We start from the raw sequence: 18,486 nt of genomic DNA, 5'->3' as shown, positions 1-18,486 counted from the left end.
GAAGTGATTATAGGCGAATACCCAAGAGGATGCCGACAAATAGTAATAAGCCAAACCAATTATTATGAAGGAAGGCTTTAAAATAATGCTGAGGCAGTCCATCTCGAATCAACCATTGTTGATAAAACGCTATCAATAGTCCGACAAAGACGGCCATAAAGAAATAAACATTTAATGCTAGCAGCACACCAATCACACAATACAAGGCAAGTACAAGACAATGACAAACAAAGACAAGCAACCTATCATAGGGCGCGCACAAGACAGCCGTTGATTTTATGCCAATTTTAATATCATCCTCTCTATCAACCATTGCATACAACGTATCGTAAGCCAATGCCCATATGACAGAGGCACCAAATAATAACCAACAAATGCTGTTGCATTCATTGATACTGGCCATATATGCCATGGGAATGCCCCATGAAAAGGCAGCGCCCAAGACCACTTGTGGCCAATGTGTAATACGCTTCATGAATGGGTAAATGACCAATAATGCAACAGCTACTACCGATAATAACACCGTATTCACATTAGTGAGACAAACCAAGAGAAAAGCAATCAAGCAAAGACTGCCTGCTAATAGCAATGCAGATTGCACAGAAATAATGCGACGTGCCAAAGGCCTATCTTGAGTACGGTTCACATGACCATCAAAATTTCTATCAGCAACATCATTGACGATACATCCAGCTGCCCGCGTAATAATCACACCCAAGCAAAAAATAATAGTCAGCTTGAAGGAAGGCATCCCATCATTGGCAAGCCACAAAGCGCTTAAGGTTGGCCACAACAATAGCAAGGTACCAATCGGTCGATGAAAACGCATTAACTGCCAATAGTGTTCTAAAGCATGCATCTTAAGATATCGCTCGATTATTTTTCTTGCTCAATAAACCTGACAGCCAGCCCGTACCAATTGCAATCGAAAATAATACCAAACACATCCCAATAGCATCATACAAACCAAATTGTTCGTGCAAAAATGCCCATGCCATCACTGTTGTTGAAACAGGTAAGACACTGGTAAAGATAGCGGCAGAACTTGCAGGCACATGCAACAAACCACGCGACCAAAACCAAAAGAAAAACATACTCGCAAAACCCGTTAACAGTAGCAAAACCCAGCTACTCAAAACAATGCCACTTAAATCATTGCTCACAAACTCATAAGCACCAAGGGGAAGCAACATAAGAAAGATCATAAAATTAACGACTGTAGCACCACCTAAGGGTGTCACTTTTTGATTCGTGAATTTATTAAAAATTGAATACAATGCTTCTGGCACCATAGAAATTAAAATCACAAAATCACCCAAAAAGCTACCAGTGACATGAGTAGAATGATTGGTATTATCAAGATTAATAACCAAAATACCTACCATTGCCAACATAATACCTAGATATTTGGCTTTGTTAAGCTTTTCTCCTAAAAAGAAAAAAGCGCATAGCGCCATGATTGCCGGCAAAGCACTACTAATAATGCCTGCTGAAATAGCAGTGGTATATTGAATGCCCCAATAAAATAAAACATTAAATAAGAAACCTCCGGTCAAAGCTTGCATACTCAAGAAAAACCAGTCTCTTTTGGATAAATGGCTAATATTACGCTCTTTAACAAGCAAGGATTCTTTTAAGAGATACATTAAAATCATCATTAAGACAGTGCTGGCCATGAATCGGCCACAGAGATAGACGTGTATGGGCACACCATCATCGATGAGAAACTTACCAGCAACAACATTGACGCCTATTGCCGCTTGCCCAATTGCCAATAAACAATAGGCTAAAAATAGTGTCACATTCAAAGTTAGTCCCCACAATAATGGCGCTCAAAATCAGCCCATAGTGTACACGTTTATGTGCTTTGCACAAAATCAGAATGATTACTTAATGACTGCTTAAAGCAGCCAAAGCGGCTTCAAACTGTTCTATGCCCCATAAAATATCTGCTTTTTCAATGATCAATGGTGGCGCAAAACGTATCACGGTATCATGTGCCTCTTTGGTCAATACCCCTTTTTTCATTAATTCATAACAGACTTTAGAGGCAGGAACTTTCGCCGCTATTTCTACGCCCACCCATAAGCCTTTGCCACGAATATCATGAATCAAGGGGCTTTTGATTTTTTTAAGTGCAGTCATCAATACCTCACCCAAATCACGACTCCTCTCTAAAAGATGCTCATCTTCCAAAATATTAAGCGCTTCTAAACCCACTCTTGCTGCAAGCGCATTGCCCCCAAAAGTTGAGCCATGTATGCCTGGCGTATATACATCCATCACAGAACGCTTTGCCACAAAGGCAGAGACCGCTAATACACCGCCGCCTAATGCCTTACCAACAATCACACCATCCGGTTGCACTGCTTCATGCTCAAAAGCAAACATCTTGCCCGTTCGCCCTAAACCAGATTGAATTTCATCTAAAATCATCAGCACATTGTTTTCATCACAAATCTTTCTACATTCTGTCAGCCAACCTTGCTGCCCCAAATGAATACCAGATTCTCCCTGAATCGGCTCAAATAATACTGCGCAGGTATTGGCTGTAATTGCTTTTTTCAAAGCAGTCATATCTGCAAAAGGAATTTTCACAAAACCAGGTGTAAAGGGGCCAAAATGTTTTTTATAAGAAGGCTCAGAAGAAAAACCTGTAATGGTTGTGGTTCTGCCATGGAAATTTTGTTCCGCGACAATAATTTCAGCTTTGTTATCAGGAATGCCTTTCTTTTCATAACCCCATTTGCGTGCTGCTTTGATAGCGGTTTCAACAGCCTCAGCCCCAGAGTTCATTGGCAGCGCCATATCTAAATGTGCAACATGACATAGTTTTTCTAAAAATGGCATCAGCCTATTGTTATGGAAGGCGCGTGAAGTCACACACAATGCGTTGATTTGTCCCGTCATTGCCGCAACAATGCGAGGATGACAATGACCAAAACTCACAGCTGAATAAGCAGACATGAGATCAAGATATTTTTTACCCTCAATATCCCATAACCAAACACCTTTACCACGCTCAAGCACAACGGGAAGTGGCGCATAATTATGTGCGCCCACTTTTTTTTCTAGTTCAATAAATGCGTTTGTATCCATACTTTCACCTATCGTTTTTATTTAAAAATTTCTATGAGAATTTCATGTATCAGCAGCTGTGTTTTATTTTGCTCATCCAATGTAGGGTTAAATTCTGCTATTTCTACAGCCGCTAATTTAGTATTTTTTGCCAACCCCTTTAAGGCCGGCAATACATCTTTTTTGAATAAGCCATTTTTTTCTGGACTGCCAACACCGGGCGCATCGCTTGGATCAAAAGCATCCAAATCAATCGTCAAACCAAAATGCGATACTTGCTTTGATAGACGCTCTATGACTTCTTTAAACAACGTCTCAAATCCCTTGGCATTTATTTCCTTTATATCATAGATGCGTATCCCTAAAGAACGAACAAGATCTATTTCTGCTTGTTCAAAGCTTCTAATACCAAAATAAATAAAATGCTCAGGTTTTATTTTAGGGCGTGCATCTAAAAGCTCAGCTAATTTTCGCTCGCCAAAGCCAAGCAAATGTGCAACCGGCATACCATGAATCGCCTGAGAAAGGGAAGTATCAGGTGTGTGTGCATCTAGATGTGCATCCACCCAAATCAAAGCAAAATCCTCATATGCGTCCAAGGCATCAACCACACCGCTCCATGTACCCATGGCAATAGAATGATCGCCCCCGATTACAACGGGAAAAACATCGGTAGCCATCATCTGCGCAAGGCTATATGCCAAGCGTTCATTGAAATCAATAATATACTTTAGCTTAGCATTTATTTCTAAGGCTGGCTCATTTGCGCTGTATGGCTGCAACGCTTTAATCTGACTAAACGACTGTATATTCAAGCCTTGTGCGCGCAATGCATGATCTAATTTTTGTGCTTGTAGCTGCGCTGACCCCCATTCTGTCTCATGTTTCTGCGCGCCCCATCCCATTTGGGCACCAAGCAGCGCTATTTTTCTCTCAGTCATGCTTCATCCTTGTTTCATACTCTTTAGAGCAAATTTTTCTAGAATATTAATGCCACCTGCTTATCATACCTTTGCGTATTCTGTTTTCCTCTTAAACCACCGCTCCATCAATAATTGCTGCGAGGCAATACCCAATGGGTGTTCTGACAAAAATTGGTTCACTTTAGGAATCTGCGCAAAATCTCTTGCAAAATGCGCAACTTTCAGTTGTTGCAAACCAGATTGACGTGTACCAAGCACTTCCCCTGGCCCTCGTAACTGAAGATCCTTTTCTGCAATTTCAAAACCATCGGTTGTGCTACGCATCGTCATTAATCTTTCTTTTGCAAAATGCGATAAGGGTGTTTGATAGAGTAACACACAGTAACTTTGTTGTGCGCCTCGCCCAACCCGTCCTCTTAACTGATGTAGTTGAGATAACCCAAAACGTTCAGCATTTTCAATCACCATGAGGGTTGCATTGGGAACGTTTACCCCCACTTCAATCACTGTTGTGGCTACCAGCAAATGAATTTCACCTGCATAAAAAGCATTCATAATGGCTTCTTTTTCATTGGCTTTTAATTTGCCATGCACCAATCCAATCGATAAATTTGGCAATCGCTGTTTTAATGCCAAATAAGTGTCATTGGCAGCTTGTGCTTCTAAATGCTCTGACTCATCGACTAAAGCACAGACCCAATAAACTTGTTCATTCTGCTCACAATGTCTTTCTATACGCGCAATAATCTCGTCTCTTTTTTGATTTGAAACAGCTACCGTTTGTATTGATTTACGCCCTTGAGGCAAAGTTAATATCTGCGAGGTATCTAGATGTGTGTAATAACTCATGCAGAGCGTGCGAGGAATCGGTGTCGCTGTCATAATCAACTGATGAGGCACTGTCATCGCTGTTTCTTGCCCACCTTTTTGATTTAAGCTTAAGCGCTGATGCACACCAAAACGATGCTGCTCATCAATCACCACCAAACCTAAATCAGCAAAATGAATACGATCTTGAAACAAAGCATGTGTACCAACGATAATATGAGCATGATGTTCTTTTATCTCATCACAGATCTGTTTTTTTTGCTTTTCTTTTAAACTACCTACCAATAAAACAACTTTAACTTCAGATGCCACAAAATAATGCTGAAACTGCTGAAACAACTGCCCTGCCAATACTTCCGTAGGTGCCATAATTGCAACTTGTTTATTATTTTCTATCGCAATACTGGCGGAGAGCAAAGCAATCACTGTTTTACCCGAGCCTACATCACCTTGTAATAATCGCAGCATAGGCTTATCTTTGGCGAGGTCGCTTTGTATCTCAGCAAAAGCTTGCGCTTGTCCAGCGGTTAAAGTGAAAGGCAATTGTGCTTTCAAAGCATCTATTTTCTCTTTTTCAATCAAAAGTGGCGTAGCGCAATGTTGATGATTGATTTCTCTGACACGTGCAAGGCTCGTACGATGCGCTAGTAGCTCTTCAAAAATAAGCCGCTGATAAGCATTATCTTTTCTTTCAAGCAATAAAAGCTTATCGCAATCAGGCGAGGGAAGATGGATTTTCTCAAGAGCAGCAAGAAAATCAATACCAAAACGCTCATCAATTATTTTTTCCCAAACAGGATCCTGTGCAAACAAATCACCACGATAAGCTAACAGTGAACGGATAATTTTACGCCACCAATTCTGCGAAATGCCTGATACGCTGGCATAAACGGGACATAAATGGCTATCAACCAAACTATCTTCTGTTACCAACTGATATTCTGGATGAACCATTGTTTTGCCTTTTTGAAAAAGCTTTACTTCACCAAAGCAACGCAATAACGCGCCTAGTTTGAAAGATTTAAGCATATTTGCATAATAATGGAAGAAAACAAGCCGTATAATCCCAGAACCATCTTCTAGGGTAACAATCAATTGCTTACGTTTGTTAGTCACTTCTTGGTAACTAATAATGCTGCCTTGGATTAATGCTTCGTTTTCAAGCAATGTATCTCGAATGGGCACTAAGCGAGTGCGATCTTGGTATCGATAAGGAAAATGCAATAAGACATCACCTAAGGTGACAATATCGAGTTTGGCTAATTTTTCAGAGATCGACTCACCAACCCCCTTAAGCGTTAGAACAGAGTCAAACCATGTATAGGACTGTATCACATCTCTTTGGGGGATATTGTTCATTATTTTCCACGCTTGATCCTTGTCACTTCACCAACGGCTCTTAATCTTCTCATAATGCGTGCTAAATGTGGTCTATCACGCACAGAGACGACAAATCGGACTGTATTCACACGTGTGTCTCTTTGATCAACATTTACATTTAAGATATTTGCATTGGCTTCACTGATAGCATTCGCAAGTTGAGCTAAAACACCTCTATCATTAATCACATCTACGATAATCGGTACTTGAAACTCACCTTTAATTTCTCGCTCCCATTTCACATTGATGCAACGATTGGGTTTGCTCTTATATTTTTTAATCTTTGAACAATTTTCTGTGTGTATGACAATGCCTTGCCCTGGCTTCAGATATCCCATAATTAAATCACCCGGAATAGGGTAGCAACAGCTTGCATAGGTGACAACCAAACCTTCTGTACCTTGAATCACCAAACATTCTTTGGTTTTATCATGTACAGGTGTTGAATCATGCTGTGCATCTAAAAAGACCTGCGCAACCAAAGCCGCCATGCGTTTACCAAGCCCAACTTCTTCTAAAACATTATCTAAGCTTGTTACACTGAGTCTTTGTAGAATGGCATCTAGTTCTTCTTGCTCAAATGCGCTGATATTCAAACCTGTTTCAGCCAATATGCCGTTAATGAGTCTGCGCCCTAATTGCACAGATTCTGTTCTCTGCTGATTCTTTAGCCAATGCCGAATATTACTTTTTGCTTTACCAGTAACAACAAAGCTCAGCCATGCAGGATTGGGATAAGTCCCTTCTGCATTGATGATTTCTACCATTTGACCATTTTTCAAGCGTGTGCTCAAAGGTGCCAAACGACGATTAATTTTACACGCAACACAAGTATTACCAATGTCTGTGTGAATTAAATAAGCAAAATCTACAGACGTTGCACCTTGTGGCAATGAGAAAATACTGCCCTTCGGTGTAAAAACATAAACCTCATTGGGATAGAGATCAATCTTCACATTTTCAATAAATTCTAATGGGTTGCCTGTATGCTTTTGTATATCCATCAAGCCTTTTAACCATTGGTTGGTATTAAAGTGTTTGGAAATCGCATCGTTTTGTTCGCCGGATTTATAGAGCCAATGTGAGGCAATACCATGCTCAGCAATTTGCTCCATTTCAAAAGTGCGAATTTGTGCTTCTATAGGCACACCATGAGGTCCAATTAAGGAAGTATGTAATGATTGATAACCATTAGGTTTAGGGACAGCAATGTAGTCTTTGAAGCGTTTGGTAATAGGGCGATACAAACTGTGCACACAGCCTAAAGCGGTATAACAGTCTTCTTTTTTCTTAACAATAATTCTAAAGGCATAAACATCCATGACCTCTGTAAAACTTAAACGCTTTGCTTGCATTTTTTGATAGAGACTATATAGGTGCTTCTCACGCCCCCATACTTTGCAATCAGTCATGCCCAGGACTTCTAATTGCTTAACAAGCTTTTGCTCAATCTTATGAATTAGGGCATGGCGGTTGCCGCGCGCTTTACGTACAGACTCTTTCAGTACACGATAACGTATCGGATAAAGCGCAGCAAAGCCCAGATCTTCAAACTCGATACGCATATTATTCATGCCCAATCGATGGGCAATAGGCGCATAAATTTCTAAAGTTTCTTGAGCAATACGACGTTTCTTGGGATAAGGTAATGCGCCTAAGGTGCGCATATTGTGTAATCTATCAGCTAATTTGATAATGATGACACGGATATCCTGCGCCATAGCCATCATCATTTTTCGAAAGTTTTCAGCTTGTTGCAGCTCTCTTGTTTCACAAGAGATTTGCGTCAATTTACTTACGCCATCTACCAATTCTGCTACTTTTTCACCGAAATTCGCTTGTATTGTTTTTTTATCTAAGCGCGTGTCTTCAATAACATCATGCAAAATAGCAGCACAGATGCATTCTGCATCCATTTTAAGCTGCCCTAATATTCTCGCCACCTCAATGGGGTGCGTAATATAAGGCTCGCCAGTGTACCTTTTCTGACCTTCATGCGCTTTATCAGCAGTAATGTAGGCCTTGGTAATTTTTTCTACTTCTGCATCAGTAAGGTATACTGCCAGTAGATCTCGTAAGTCTGTAAAAGCAAACACAAAGTTCCTTAATGATCATCCTCATCCAAGAACGCACTCGTGATATTGCCAGAAGCAATTTCTCTTAAAGCAACAACGGTTGCTTTATCATTTTCCCAAGGAAGGGTTGGCTCAACACCTGTCAAAGAGAGCTGTCTTGCTCTTTTGGTAGCAACGATAACCAATTCAAAGCGATTATCAACATTCTCCAAGCAATCTTCTACTGTTATACGTGCCATCTACTAAAACTCCTCAATACTAAAAATTACGCCAATAATTCTGATATTAACTCTTGATACTGCACTTTTTGTCTGGCAGTCACTAAACGCCGTGCTCTTATAATTGCAATTAACTCTTGAGCGGCTTTTTCAAAGTCATCATTCACAACCACATAATCATATTCAGCATAATGAGAGATCTCCTCATTTGCCTGTTCCATACGATATTCAATGACTTCTTTTTTGTCTTGATTTCGCAATTCTAATCGTTTCTTTAGATCTTGTTTGGAAGGTGGGAGCAAAAAGATACTCACGCAATCCGTAATAGACTTGACGATACGTGCACCTTGCCAATCAATCTCCAATACAACATCTATGCCTGCTTTAAGCTTTTCCTCTACCCAATCTTTGGAAGTGCCGTATGAATACTTAAAAACTTTGGCACTTTCTAAAAATCTATTCTGCTGTTGGTACTGCTCGAAGGTTTCCTCATCTAAAAACACATAATCTCTGTGATTCACTTCTTTTGCGCGAGGAGGGCGAGTCGTATACGAAACAGAAATCTGTATGTTATCAAGACTTGCTAGTAACGCATTTACCAGTGTTGTCTTGCCTGCACCTGAAGGGGCAGAAATAATGTATAACTCACCTAGCTTCATATCTTACTCCACATTCTGAACCTGCTCGCGCATCTGCTCAATGATTACTTTTAAATCTACTGCTAACTTACTTAATGTGGCGTCTTGAGATTTTGATGCCAATGTATTGGCTTCACGATTCATTTCTTGCATTAAAAAATCTAAGCGTCTGCCTGTCGGCTCTTTTGTGGCCAAACAGTTTTTTACTTCTTCATAGTGACATTGTAATCTATCTAATTCTTCCGCAACATCCCACTTGCTCGCAAAAATCACCATTTCTTGAGCCACTCTATCCTTTTCAAAAGAACCCAGCGCTTCAAGCCGACTCATTAATTTTTGCTTTTGTTTTTCAAATGAAAGAGCAACATTACTTCTGGCTTTATGTACAATATCAAAAATGTCATTTAACTTGCAAAGTAGAATATCGGCAATCTCAGTGCCTTCTCGTTGACGCATCATGACAAAATCATCTAAGGCTTTTTCTAGCAACGTCGTAAATTCAGGGATTAATTTTGAGAGATCTTGTGGATGGATAGTAATAACACCAGGCCACTTTAGTAAGCTAAGCGCTGATATCTTCGGGGAAATACCCTCATTTTGGCTGTGTACTTGAGCAACACAGTCAACAAGCTGGCTTGTAAGCTCCTTATTAACATGAAGTGTAGGCACAAAACTTGCGTCAGGTACAAATGTAAGCTGGCAATCTACTTTTCCGCGCTGAATCCATCGATTAATGGTCTTACGCCAACTAAACTCCGCCTCATGCAGCCCTTCAGGCAAACGAAAATGCACATCAAGATAACGATGATTTACCGAACGCACTTCCCAAGTCGCACTTCCCCAATCCGCACGCTTGGCAGCACTGGCAAATGCCGTCATACTTTGTAACATAAGGCGATCCCCAAAAAAGTTAGTCGACCAATAATAGACACTAGATCTCATATGGTAGCCTGAAATCTAACTCCAAGCAAAGATATTGCGTATAGGTCAACACCGCTCAAGCAATACGGCGCCCTATTTATGCGTATTACACGCCGTGCTAAGTTCGCTATTTAGTCAAAAAAAACGCTATAATGCACCTCTTTGAAGATGCAGTAATACGGTTTTAAGGTAGGCAAAAATATGCGTCCCAGTGCCCGAAAAAATGATGAAATGCGTGAAATCTCATTTGTTAGAAATTTTATCAAACATCCAGAAGGATCGGTGCTTGTTTCTTATGGCGATACCAAAGTAGTCTGTAATGCCTCTGTCATGAGTGGCGTACCCAGATTCTTAAAAGGTACCGGACAAGGATGGATTACTGCTGAATATGCAATGCTACCTCGTTCTACCAATGATCGAATGATGCGTGAATCACAGGTTGGTAAACCACACGGCCGCTCACAAGAAATCCAACGCTTGATTGGTAGGGCGCTGCGCGCTTGCGTCAACATGAAAGGCTTGAGCGAGAATACCATCACTATTGACTGTGATGTCTTACAAGCAGATGGTGGCACACGCACAGCTAGCATTACAGGCGCATGTGTTGCCTTAGTGGAAGCATTACGCTGGATGCAAACACGTCAAATGATCAAAGAACTCCCCTTGAAATTTTTAATCGCTTCTGTATCTGTAGGTGTTTATAAAGGTTTTCCTGTGCTTGATCTAGATTATCAAGAAGATTCTAATGCAGAAACTGATATGAATGTCGTCATGACAGAAAAAGGTGATTTTATTGAGCTACAAGGCACTGCGGAAGGGCATCCTTTTAAACATCAAGATTTAAATGGCATGCTTGAACTCGCTCAAAAAGGTATTCAAGAACTTATTTTCAAACAAAAAAGAGTGTTGAATCTCTAGAAACTAGCAACTCAACACTAGCCACGAGACACACACATTTTGTGTTGCAAGAGCTGACATGCTTATCGATGAGCATTGCGAATCAGGCTCCCACTTTTTGAAGGGGGACGCGCACTGACAAGTGCGCAAGGGGGATTTATGCTGGGGGCTAAGTTCAAAAAGCTAAATCCCTCTGCTCGGCGCAGCTACGCTGTTGCCAAGCGTCTCTCTTTACAAAGTGAGAAAATGTTCGCTTTGCGAACGAAGAATAGGTGGCAATATATAATTGAATCCCAGAAATTACTTAAGTTGACGCATATGAGCCTTCGCTGGCATGACATATTATCAGTTTTTTTCAGCATAAGAATTTTTAGGAGAACCATCAGTGTACAAAGGCTACAATTAAGAAGTCCTAAATACTCAAATCATAATCCATCACTAATGGCGCATGATCAGAAAAGCGCTCAGCCTTATAGATTGAGGCGGTTTTTACTTTCTCTCTAAGATCGGGTGTTACAATTTGATAATCGATTCTCCATCCTACATTATTCTCAAAAGCAACACGGCTTCTACTAGACCACCACGTATAATTATTGGGTTCAAGATTCACCATGCGAAAAGCATCAACAAAACCCACTTTATCAAATAATTTATCTAACCATGCTCGCTCTTGTGGCAAAAATCCTGAGTTTTTTTGATTCGTCTTCCAATTTTTAAGATCAATTTCCTTATGCGCAATATTCCAATCGCCACAAATGATATAAGAACGCTTGCTCGTAATTTGTTTTTTTAAGATAGCAAGATATGCATCTAAAAAGACATATTTTTGATCTTGACGCGCTTCACCACTGGTTCCCGAAGGCAGATACAAAGAAGCAACAACCAGATTGCCAAATTCAGCATGAATATATCTACCCTCTGTATCTGCAAGCGGAAACCCTAATGAACGTATTACTTTATCTGGTTTTTTCTTGCTTAATATGCCTACACCACTATAACCCTTTTTCTCGGCAGATTGATAATAAGCATGGTATTTCGGCAACTGATACAAAGCATTCTCAAGAATAGAAGCATCTGCTCTCACTTCTTGTAGACAAATGACATCGGCATCTTGACGGCTCAACCATTCAAACATACCTTTCTTCTGTGCGGCTCGAATACCATTTACATTCAAACTAATAATACGCAACACTTTTTTCCTCTTAAACTTCAGTTTCCCTTTAGAGCTACACACATTCACAATATACTTTTAAGGCAAGTATTTTTAGTTATGTCTTGACTTTTCCAAGGAATTTATGCTATTAATTCACCCCATTCGTGATCAATTTTGTGTGCCGCTATGGAAAATTATCAACATAATTTTATTGAATTTATTATACAAGAAAACGCACTTCGATTTGGAGATTTTACTTTAAAATCTGGCAGAAAAAGCCCCTATTTTTTCAATATTGGTCATTTATACTCTGGCGATGCCTTAGCAAAATTAGGCCAATACTATGCTCTCACACTAACACATAACCGCTGCCAATTTGATGTCTTATTTGGACCTGCATATAAGGGTATTCCACTTGCGGTTGCAACGGCAATACAACTGACAGAACAATATCAAATCAATATCCCTTATAGCTTCAATCGAAAAGAAGCTAAGGCACATGGCGAAGGTGGACTGATTGTTGGTGCTGCACTTGAACATCAAAAAGCCTGGATTATCGACGATGTGATTACCGCTGGAGATGCCAAAAAAGAAGCTATCCATTTTATACAAAATAACGGTGGTACCGCTGCTGGCATTATAATTGCACTGGATAGACAAGAAAAAGCACAAGACAGTCAGTTTTCAGCTGTGCAACTACTAGAACAAGCGCATCACATTCCAGTACTCTCCATTGTCACGCTCAAAGATGTGATTGCTTATTTAAAAACGATTCCAAGCTATCAATCGGTTGTAGAAAATTTATTGGCTTATCAAAAACAGTATGGCACAAACTAATAATCTACAGGCAATCATCTCAAAATCCCGTATTCAGTACGGGATATACCCTTTACAGCTAATAATCATCTGTTGTGGATTTAAATTCTCAAATATCTAAAATCGCAGTCTTGTAGTATAGGATTACAAACAATAACTCTACTTTGTTATACATAAGGAAATGTATGAAGTATCTATTTGCGACTCTGCTTTCTGTTTACTTAGTTACCAGTTTTGCACAAACACCGCAATTCTATCGCTATAAAGACGAAAATGGCTCTTATATCATTTCTAATACACTGCCACCAGAAGCAGCGGCCCTGGGTTACGATATTGTAACATCGCGTGGTAATGTGATTGAACATATTGCGCCAAAAAAATCTGCTGCCGATTTAGCAAAAGAAGCAGAATTAGAAAAGCAAAAAGAAATTGAAAAAAAACTTTCTGAAGAAAAAGCTCAACAAGCATTAGTTCAATCTCGTAAAGATGAAGTTTTGCTCAAACTCTTTTCATGTAAAGAAGATATTATACGCTCTCGTGATGAGAAAATTTCTTCCATTGAAGTTTTAGTAAGTATCACCAAAGAGAATATTAATCGCCAAATAAACGTGCTCAAAGATGCAAAAAAGAAAATGCTTGAGCTTCAACAGACAGGGCAACCACTTCCACCCCATCTTCAAAATTTACTTAATGATACAAGAGAAAATATTAAAGAAAGCAAAGCATTTCTAAAACAGAAAAAGCTAGAAATCGTTGACGTACACAATCAATATCAGAGCCAAATTGAGCGCTTTGAATATTTAATGGAACAGAAAAAACATATAGAACAATAACTAGATACCATATTTGATCTAGGTAAAAAACTACAGCATATAGGTGAATATGCATGGTTTTTAATTATTTTTTATTCAAAACACTAACAAAAACAGCAAAAATTAAACTATGATAACTACATAACCGACAAATTAGACTAACAATCTTTGTAACTACGATGAGCCTATTAATGAGGAGCTATTTATGAAACTGATCAAAGCACTATTGATGATGATGCCATTTTTATTTGCCGGTTCAGTATTGGCAGATGATCATAATACCGTTACAGACCCTGTGGATGAAACTGTAAACGATGCACAAGACATCTTAAAGGGTGATAAACCTGCTGAGCCTGAAGTAGATGTGAAAAAAGACATGGCACCAGACACAGATGAAGCAATTGTCGATGAAAATACAGATGAAAAAGAAGAGCCAATGGACTAAAATCAATCACAAAACACCTAAAAAGCCCCTGTATCTACAAGGGCTTTTTTATGCGTTATTCTTTTACTGGAGATCTTTTTGCCTAATTTCTAACCACCACACCTATTCCGTATAATTTCATCCAGCAGACGACTTGCGCCTAAACGCAAATAACGCGGCTCTATCCAGGCATCTCCTAATTGTTCTCTGATAATATTAACATAATGATTTGCTTGCTCAAGCGTACGCACGCCACCTGCCACCTTGATCCCTACTTTATGTGTCGTTAAATCATAATATCGCTTCACCGCAGCGGCAATCGCTTCTACAGCCATATCTGTAGCACCCGGAACCATTTTGCCTGTTGAAGTTTTAATAAAATGTACACCATATTGACAAAGCAATTCTGTGAGCACACCAATGTCTTCCATCGATTGAATCGCGCCAGTTTCAAGAATGAATTTTAAAATAATTTTATCACCAGCCCAACTGCGACACTGTAAAATAAAATCGATGATCATAAGAGGATCTTTCTTTTGTAACCACTTACCATAAGGGATCACAATATCTAGCTCTGAAACCCCTAAGGACAGTGCTTGTCGTATTTCGCTTTGGATATCTTCTGCTTCATAAAGCCCATGTGGAAAATTAATGACAGTCGCAATAGGAATAGCGTAGTCTGAAAGATGTTTTTGAATAGTTTCTATATTATGTAAATAAGTGCAAATAGCTGCAGGCAAGGGTTTTAAAGATCGAATGCGATTACACCAGATTTTAATCGCATGATCATCTATATGGTCTTCTAATAAAGTCGCATCTAATAAAGCAACCAATGAATTCATAGCTAATACTCCCTTGCAACAACACCTAAAGACCAAAGGCAAATCATTGTAGTCACAGCATTTGGTCTTCTAGGCTAGGCGCCAAGTTCCAAGCAACCGGAATGTACACATAAGTACATGAAGATTGCGAGAGAACGCAGGCAACAACGTCTAGAGGCCAAAAGCGAAGACTAAAAAGGGATGCTTAAACTAGGATCTACTTCCAGCATCGCTGCTTTAAAGGCTTGCTGAATCGCAATGAGATCAGCCTCTGAATCCCCTTCAAAACGTAGCACCAAGTTAGGCGTGGTATTTGAAGCACGCACCAATCCCCAGCCATAATCAAATTCAACCCGCAAACCATCTATCGAAATGATCTTGGCATTATTAAAGTGCTGTAACGCTTTGAGCTGCTCAATGAAAGTGAACTTTTTGCTATCCAAAATAGCAACATTAATTTCAGGCGTGCACACACCTGTTGCTAAGTTTGCAACCATTTCTGATAAATCTCGCGATAGTGCATCATTACTTAGAATTTCAAGCAACATAGCAGCAGAAAAGCAAGCATCATCAAAACCAAACCAGCGATGCTTAAAAAAGAAATGACCGCTCATTTCACCGGCGAGTGGCGCTGATAATTCTTTCATTTTACGCTTAATCAAAGAGTGTCCTGTTTTGTACATGACAGGATCGCCACCCAATTTTTTAATATAATGCCCCAAATGATGGCTACATTTTATATCATAGATAATTTTGCTATTCGGCTCTGCTTCAAGCACCGCTTTGACAAAGAGCATCATTAATCTGTCTGGCCATACAATCTCACCTTGATTGGTAACAATGCCGAGTCTATCGCCATCTCCATCAAAAGCAAACCCAAGATCGGCTTTGTGCTGCTTTACTGCTTGCATTAAATCTTGCAAATTGGCAGGCTGCCCTGGATCGGGATGGTGATTTGGAAAATTTCCGTCAACATCACAATATAATCCAACGAAATCAACGCCTAGCTTTGTAAAGAATTTCTCAGCAATTGCACCCACAACACCATTGCCACAGTCAACCACAACTTTCAAGGGTTTTGTGATCTGTATTTCATTACAAACGACTTGCATGTACGCATCTGTAATATCCTCTGTACGCATACTGCCGTTACCAAAAACATATTGTTCGTTTTTTATTCTGTCATACAGTTCTTCAATGGATTGCTCCGCTAAGGGTAATCCATCTAAAACCATCTTAAAGCCATTATAATCCGCTGGGTTATGGCTTCCTGTAATCATAATGCCTGTATGCGTTTTAAAATGTTCGCAAGCAAAATATAAAACGGGCGTTGGAACCATACCAATATCAATGACTTCCATACCTGTTTGTGCCAAACCTTTTTTTAGGTTTGCCATCAATCTTTCACCCGTTAAACGACCATCACGTGCTACAACCACTTGTTTCACATTTTTATCATGTGCCGCTGAACCAAAACTTAAACCTAATTGAAAGGCTAAATGCTCAGTCAAATTTTTATCCACAACACCACGTATATCATAAGCGCGAAAAACACTCTTATCGATATGCATGTTTTCTGCTGCTCTGGCGGCTACTACCTGTGTCATTTATATTTCTTCTCCATCATTTTTATTTGTTCGCTACGCGAGGGTAATATGCTCACAGTATATGTTAAGTCACAGCAAATGGCTTTTTGGGCTAGGCGACGAGGTCTTGAGCACACAGGAGTGTATACAAAATACATGACTGTTGCGAAAGAGCGAAGTCAACAACGCCCAAAACCCAGTTGCGAAGACTTAATGGCGGCCTGTGTGACCAAAGCCCCCTTCCGCTCTCTTTGAAATTGCAAAATCTTCCACTAACTGAAAAGCAACTTGTGTCACAGGCATAATCACAATTTGTGCAATCCGTAAACCTACTTCAATTTCAAAAGGTTCATTGCTTCTGTTCCAACAAGAGATCATAATTTCACCCTGATAATCAGAATCAATCAAGCCTACTAAGTTCCCTAAGACAATCCCATTTTTATGTCCCAGCCCTGAACGAGGCAAAATAAAGGCTGCAAGATTTGGATCTTCAATATGAACCGCTATTCCAGAGGGAATGAGAATTGACTCATTGGGCTGTACGACTGTAGGCTCTTTGATGCAAGCACGCAGATCTAAGCCAGCCGATCCTTCTGTAGCATAACTAGGCATAGGAATGCTGTCACCAAGACGTGAATCCAAAATCTTCAATTTTATTTTTTGCATGCTACTTCTCTTATTTTTTTAAGTAATAAACGAGCAACCTCATATTTGGAGGCTCTGGGAATAACGTATTCTTCTGTTGCACTAAAGACAGTAAGTTGATTGTCATCAGCATCAAAACCAATCGCGCTCTGACTGATATCATTTAGAGCAATCATATCTAATTTTTTTCGCTGTAATTTCTCTTTTGCATTGTGGCGAAAGTTTTCAGTTTCTGCGGCAAAACCAACACAAAATGGCCGATTTTCTTGATGCGCAACAGCGCTCATGATGTCAGGATTTTTAAGCAACACAACAGGATATTCATCATGATCAGGGTGTTTTTTAATTTTTTGCTTAAATTGTTCTTGGAAGCCAAAATCAGCAACAGCAGCACAGCCAATAACAATATCAACCCCACGGCTTGCATCCATCACTGCTTTATACATTTGTTGTGCGCTTTCCACAGAAATCACTGTAATACCTTCTGGCACTACTAGAGACACAGGGCCACTGATCAGCGTTACGTTGGCGCCCATATCCCGCGCTGCACTTGCAAGCGCATACCCCATTTTGCCAGAACTTTTATTACTGATAAAACGCACCGGATCCAGATATTCTCGTGTCGGGCCAGCAGTGATTAATAAACTTAATCCCGCTAAAATATCTTTGTCTTCTTTATGTGCATTCATTTTTACCTGGATCTGCTCAAGAATGTCACCAGGCTCTAACATTCTACCCCATCCGATATCACCACAGGCTTGAATACCAAAATCAGGTCCAACACAATGCACACCTCGTCGTTGCAATATTGCCAAATTTTCCTGTGTCGCAGTATGAGACCACATTTGCTTATTCATGGCGGGCGCAACCCAAACTGGCGCATTGCTGGCCAAGCATAAAGTACTTAATAAGTCATCCGCAAAACCATGTGCTAATGCAGCTAATCGATTTGCAGACAAGGGCGCAATTAAAATCTGATCTGCCCACTTGGCTAGCTCAATATGCCCCATTGCGGCTTCGAATACGGAGTCAAATAATTCATCATGCACAGGATGCCCCGAAAGGGCTTGTAAGGTCATTTTGGTTACAAATTCACTTGCGTTACCAGACAATACAACGCGCACATCTGCGCCTTTTTGCTTCAGCAATCGCACGATTTCAGGTGCTTTATAAGCAGCAATACCCCCTGCTACACCTAATAACCAATTCTGAGAAAATGACATATTTAACTAACCTAATAAATTGCAAGGCCTCAAGCTGAAGTAAGATAT

At 39.9% G+C, this 18,486-nt stretch carries 18 protein-coding genes; 4 read left to right on the top strand and 14 right to left on the bottom strand.

Features of this window, described 5'->3' with window-relative positions; genetic code table 11:
• Positions 1-7: 7 nt before the first annotated feature.
• From ubiA to CC99x_RS00885, 9 genes are all read right to left on the bottom strand, one after another.
• Entirely contained in the window at positions 8-859 is an 852-nt protein-coding gene (gene ubiA, locus CC99x_RS00925; RefSeq protein WP_057623281.1) for a 4-hydroxybenzoate octaprenyltransferase, read from the bottom strand.
• Position 860: 1 nt separating this feature from the next.
• Positions 861-1,802, bottom strand: a complete 942-nt coding sequence (locus CC99x_RS00920; RefSeq protein ID WP_158003187.1) for an EamA family transporter — start codon at positions 1,800-1,802, stop codon at positions 861-863.
• An 88-nt stretch (positions 1,803-1,890) separates the two neighbouring features.
• Entirely contained in the window at positions 1,891-3,099 is a 1,209-nt protein-coding gene (rocD, locus tag CC99x_RS00915) for an ornithine--oxo-acid transaminase (protein WP_057623277.1), read from the bottom strand.
• A gap of 17 nt (positions 3,100-3,116) precedes the next feature.
• Positions 3,117-4,019, bottom strand: a complete 903-nt coding sequence (locus CC99x_RS00910) for an arginase (RefSeq protein ID WP_057623275.1) — start codon at positions 4,017-4,019, stop codon at positions 3,117-3,119.
• Between the two features lie 63 nt (positions 4,020-4,082).
• Positions 4,083-6,188: an ATP-dependent DNA helicase RecG gene (recG, locus tag CC99x_RS00905; protein ID WP_057623273.1), complete on the bottom strand. Its 2,106-nt coding sequence runs from the start codon at positions 6,186-6,188 to the stop codon at positions 4,083-4,085.
• Entirely contained in the window at positions 6,188-8,305 is a 2,118-nt protein-coding gene (locus CC99x_RS00900; RefSeq protein ID WP_057623271.1) for a RelA/SpoT family protein, read from the bottom strand. The genes recG and CC99x_RS00900 overlap by 1 nt, the downstream gene beginning before the upstream one ends.
• An 8-nt stretch (positions 8,306-8,313) precedes the next feature.
• On the bottom strand, positions 8,314-8,523 hold the full coding sequence (gene rpoZ / locus CC99x_RS00895) for a DNA-directed RNA polymerase subunit omega (protein ID WP_057623269.1): 210 nt from the start codon (positions 8,521-8,523) through the stop codon (positions 8,314-8,316).
• Positions 8,524-8,549: 26 nt separating this feature from the next.
• Positions 8,550-9,161, bottom strand: coding sequence for a guanylate kinase (gene gmk / locus CC99x_RS00890; RefSeq protein WP_057623267.1), 612 nt, complete (start codon positions 9,159-9,161; stop codon positions 8,550-8,552).
• Between the two features lie 3 nt (positions 9,162-9,164).
• Entirely contained in the window at positions 9,165-10,031 is an 867-nt protein-coding gene (locus CC99x_RS00885; protein WP_057623265.1) for a YicC/YloC family endoribonuclease, read from the bottom strand.
• A 231-nt stretch (positions 10,032-10,262) separates the two neighbouring features.
• Here CC99x_RS00885 and rph point away from each other — a divergent pair, with 231 nt between their 5' ends.
• Complete coding sequence (rph, locus tag CC99x_RS00880; RefSeq protein ID WP_057623264.1) at positions 10,263-10,979, top strand: ribonuclease PH; 717 nt, start codon at positions 10,263-10,265, stop codon at positions 10,977-10,979.
• Positions 10,980-11,370: 391 nt separating this feature from the next.
• Here the strand turns inward: rph and CC99x_RS00875 are convergent, their stop codons facing one another.
• The gene (locus CC99x_RS00875; RefSeq protein WP_057623738.1) at positions 11,371-12,147 is read right to left on the bottom strand and encodes an exodeoxyribonuclease III; all 777 of its coding nucleotides are present in this window, start codon (positions 12,145-12,147) and stop codon (positions 11,371-11,373) included.
• 150 nt (positions 12,148-12,297) lie between these two features.
• Between CC99x_RS00875 and pyrE the strand changes: the two genes are divergently transcribed.
• The 3 genes from pyrE (at position 12,298) to CC99x_RS00860 (ending at position 14,184) form a co-directional block, all read left to right on the top strand.
• Entirely contained in the window at positions 12,298-12,948 is a 651-nt protein-coding gene (pyrE, locus tag CC99x_RS00870; protein WP_057623263.1) for an orotate phosphoribosyltransferase, read from the top strand.
• Between the two features lie 164 nt (positions 12,949-13,112).
• The gene (locus CC99x_RS00865; protein ID WP_057623261.1) at positions 13,113-13,760 is read left to right on the top strand and encodes a hypothetical protein; all 648 of its coding nucleotides are present in this window, start codon (positions 13,113-13,115) and stop codon (positions 13,758-13,760) included.
• 184 nt (positions 13,761-13,944) lie between these two features.
• On the top strand, positions 13,945-14,184 hold the full coding sequence (locus CC99x_RS00860; protein ID WP_057623259.1) for a hypothetical protein: 240 nt from the start codon (positions 13,945-13,947) through the stop codon (positions 14,182-14,184).
• An 89-nt stretch (positions 14,185-14,273) separates the two neighbouring features.
• Here CC99x_RS00860 and deoC read toward each other — a convergent pair whose 3' ends face one another.
• From deoC to coaBC, 4 genes are all read right to left on the bottom strand, one after another.
• A complete protein-coding gene (deoC, locus tag CC99x_RS00855) occupies positions 14,274-15,005 on the bottom strand; it encodes a deoxyribose-phosphate aldolase (RefSeq protein WP_057623256.1) in 732 nt (243 codons plus the stop codon).
• Positions 15,006-15,175: 170 nt separating this feature from the next.
• Complete coding sequence (locus CC99x_RS00850) at positions 15,176-16,591, bottom strand: phosphomannomutase/phosphoglucomutase (protein WP_077065333.1); 1,416 nt, start codon at positions 16,589-16,591, stop codon at positions 15,176-15,178.
• 189 nt (positions 16,592-16,780) lie between these two features.
• Entirely contained in the window at positions 16,781-17,236 is a 456-nt protein-coding gene (dut, locus tag CC99x_RS00845; protein WP_057623255.1) for a dUTP diphosphatase, read from the bottom strand.
• The gene (coaBC, locus tag CC99x_RS00840; RefSeq protein WP_057623253.1) at positions 17,224-18,438 is read right to left on the bottom strand and encodes a bifunctional phosphopantothenoylcysteine decarboxylase/phosphopantothenate--cysteine ligase CoaBC; all 1,215 of its coding nucleotides are present in this window, start codon (positions 18,436-18,438) and stop codon (positions 17,224-17,226) included. Before coaBC ends, dut begins: the two co-directional genes overlap by 13 nt.
• Positions 18,439-18,486: the final 48 nt, after the last annotated feature.

Source organism: Candidatus Berkiella cookevillensis (assembly GCF_001431315.2).
GTDB lineage: Bacteria > Pseudomonadota > Gammaproteobacteria > Berkiellales > Berkiellaceae > Berkiella_A > Berkiella_A cookevillensis.
Note: the sequence above shows the minus strand (reverse complement) of the source record. Positions and strands in the feature narration are given on the sequence as shown.

What these genes read in the sequence shown, in the direction of transcription:
- rph (WP_057623264.1), top strand. Translation starts at nt 10,263, where the DNA reads ATGCGTCCCAGTGCCCGAAAAAATGATGAAATGCGTGAAATCTCATTT.
- coaBC (WP_057623253.1), bottom strand. Translation starts at nt 18,438, where the DNA reads ATGTCATTTTCTCAGAATTGGTTATTAGGTGTAGCAGGGGGTATTGCT.
- ubiA (WP_057623281.1), bottom strand. Translation starts at nt 859, where the DNA reads ATGCATGCTTTAGAACACTATTGGCAGTTAATGCGTTTTCATCGACCG.
- rocD (WP_057623277.1), bottom strand. Translation starts at nt 3,099, where the DNA reads ATGGATACAAACGCATTTATTGAACTAGAAAAAAAAGTGGGCGCACAT.
- CC99x_RS00860 (WP_057623259.1), top strand. Translation starts at nt 13,945, where the DNA reads ATGAAACTGATCAAAGCACTATTGATGATGATGCCATTTTTATTTGCC.
- CC99x_RS00850 (WP_077065333.1), bottom strand. Translation starts at nt 16,591, where the DNA reads ATGACACAGGTAGTAGCCGCCAGAGCAGCAGAAAACATGCATATCGAT.
- rpoZ (WP_057623269.1), bottom strand. Translation starts at nt 8,523, where the DNA reads ATGGCACGTATAACAGTAGAAGATTGCTTGGAGAATGTTGATAATCGC.
- CC99x_RS00865 (WP_057623261.1), top strand. Translation starts at nt 13,113, where the DNA reads ATGAAGTATCTATTTGCGACTCTGCTTTCTGTTTACTTAGTTACCAGT.
- gmk (WP_057623267.1), bottom strand. Translation starts at nt 9,161, where the DNA reads ATGAAGCTAGGTGAGTTATACATTATTTCTGCCCCTTCAGGTGCAGGC.
- CC99x_RS00885 (WP_057623265.1), bottom strand. Translation starts at nt 10,031, where the DNA reads ATGTTACAAAGTATGACGGCATTTGCCAGTGCTGCCAAGCGTGCGGAT.
- pyrE (WP_057623263.1), top strand. Translation starts at nt 12,298, where the DNA reads ATGGAAAATTATCAACATAATTTTATTGAATTTATTATACAAGAAAAC.
- dut (WP_057623255.1), bottom strand. Translation starts at nt 17,236, where the DNA reads ATGCAAAAAATAAAATTGAAGATTTTGGATTCACGTCTTGGTGACAGC.
- recG (WP_057623273.1), bottom strand. Translation starts at nt 6,188, where the DNA reads ATGAACAATATCCCCCAAAGAGATGTGATACAGTCCTATACATGGTTT.
- deoC (WP_057623256.1), bottom strand. Translation starts at nt 15,005, where the DNA reads ATGAATTCATTGGTTGCTTTATTAGATGCGACTTTATTAGAAGACCAT.
- CC99x_RS00910 (WP_057623275.1), bottom strand. Translation starts at nt 4,019, where the DNA reads ATGACTGAGAGAAAAATAGCGCTGCTTGGTGCCCAAATGGGATGGGGC.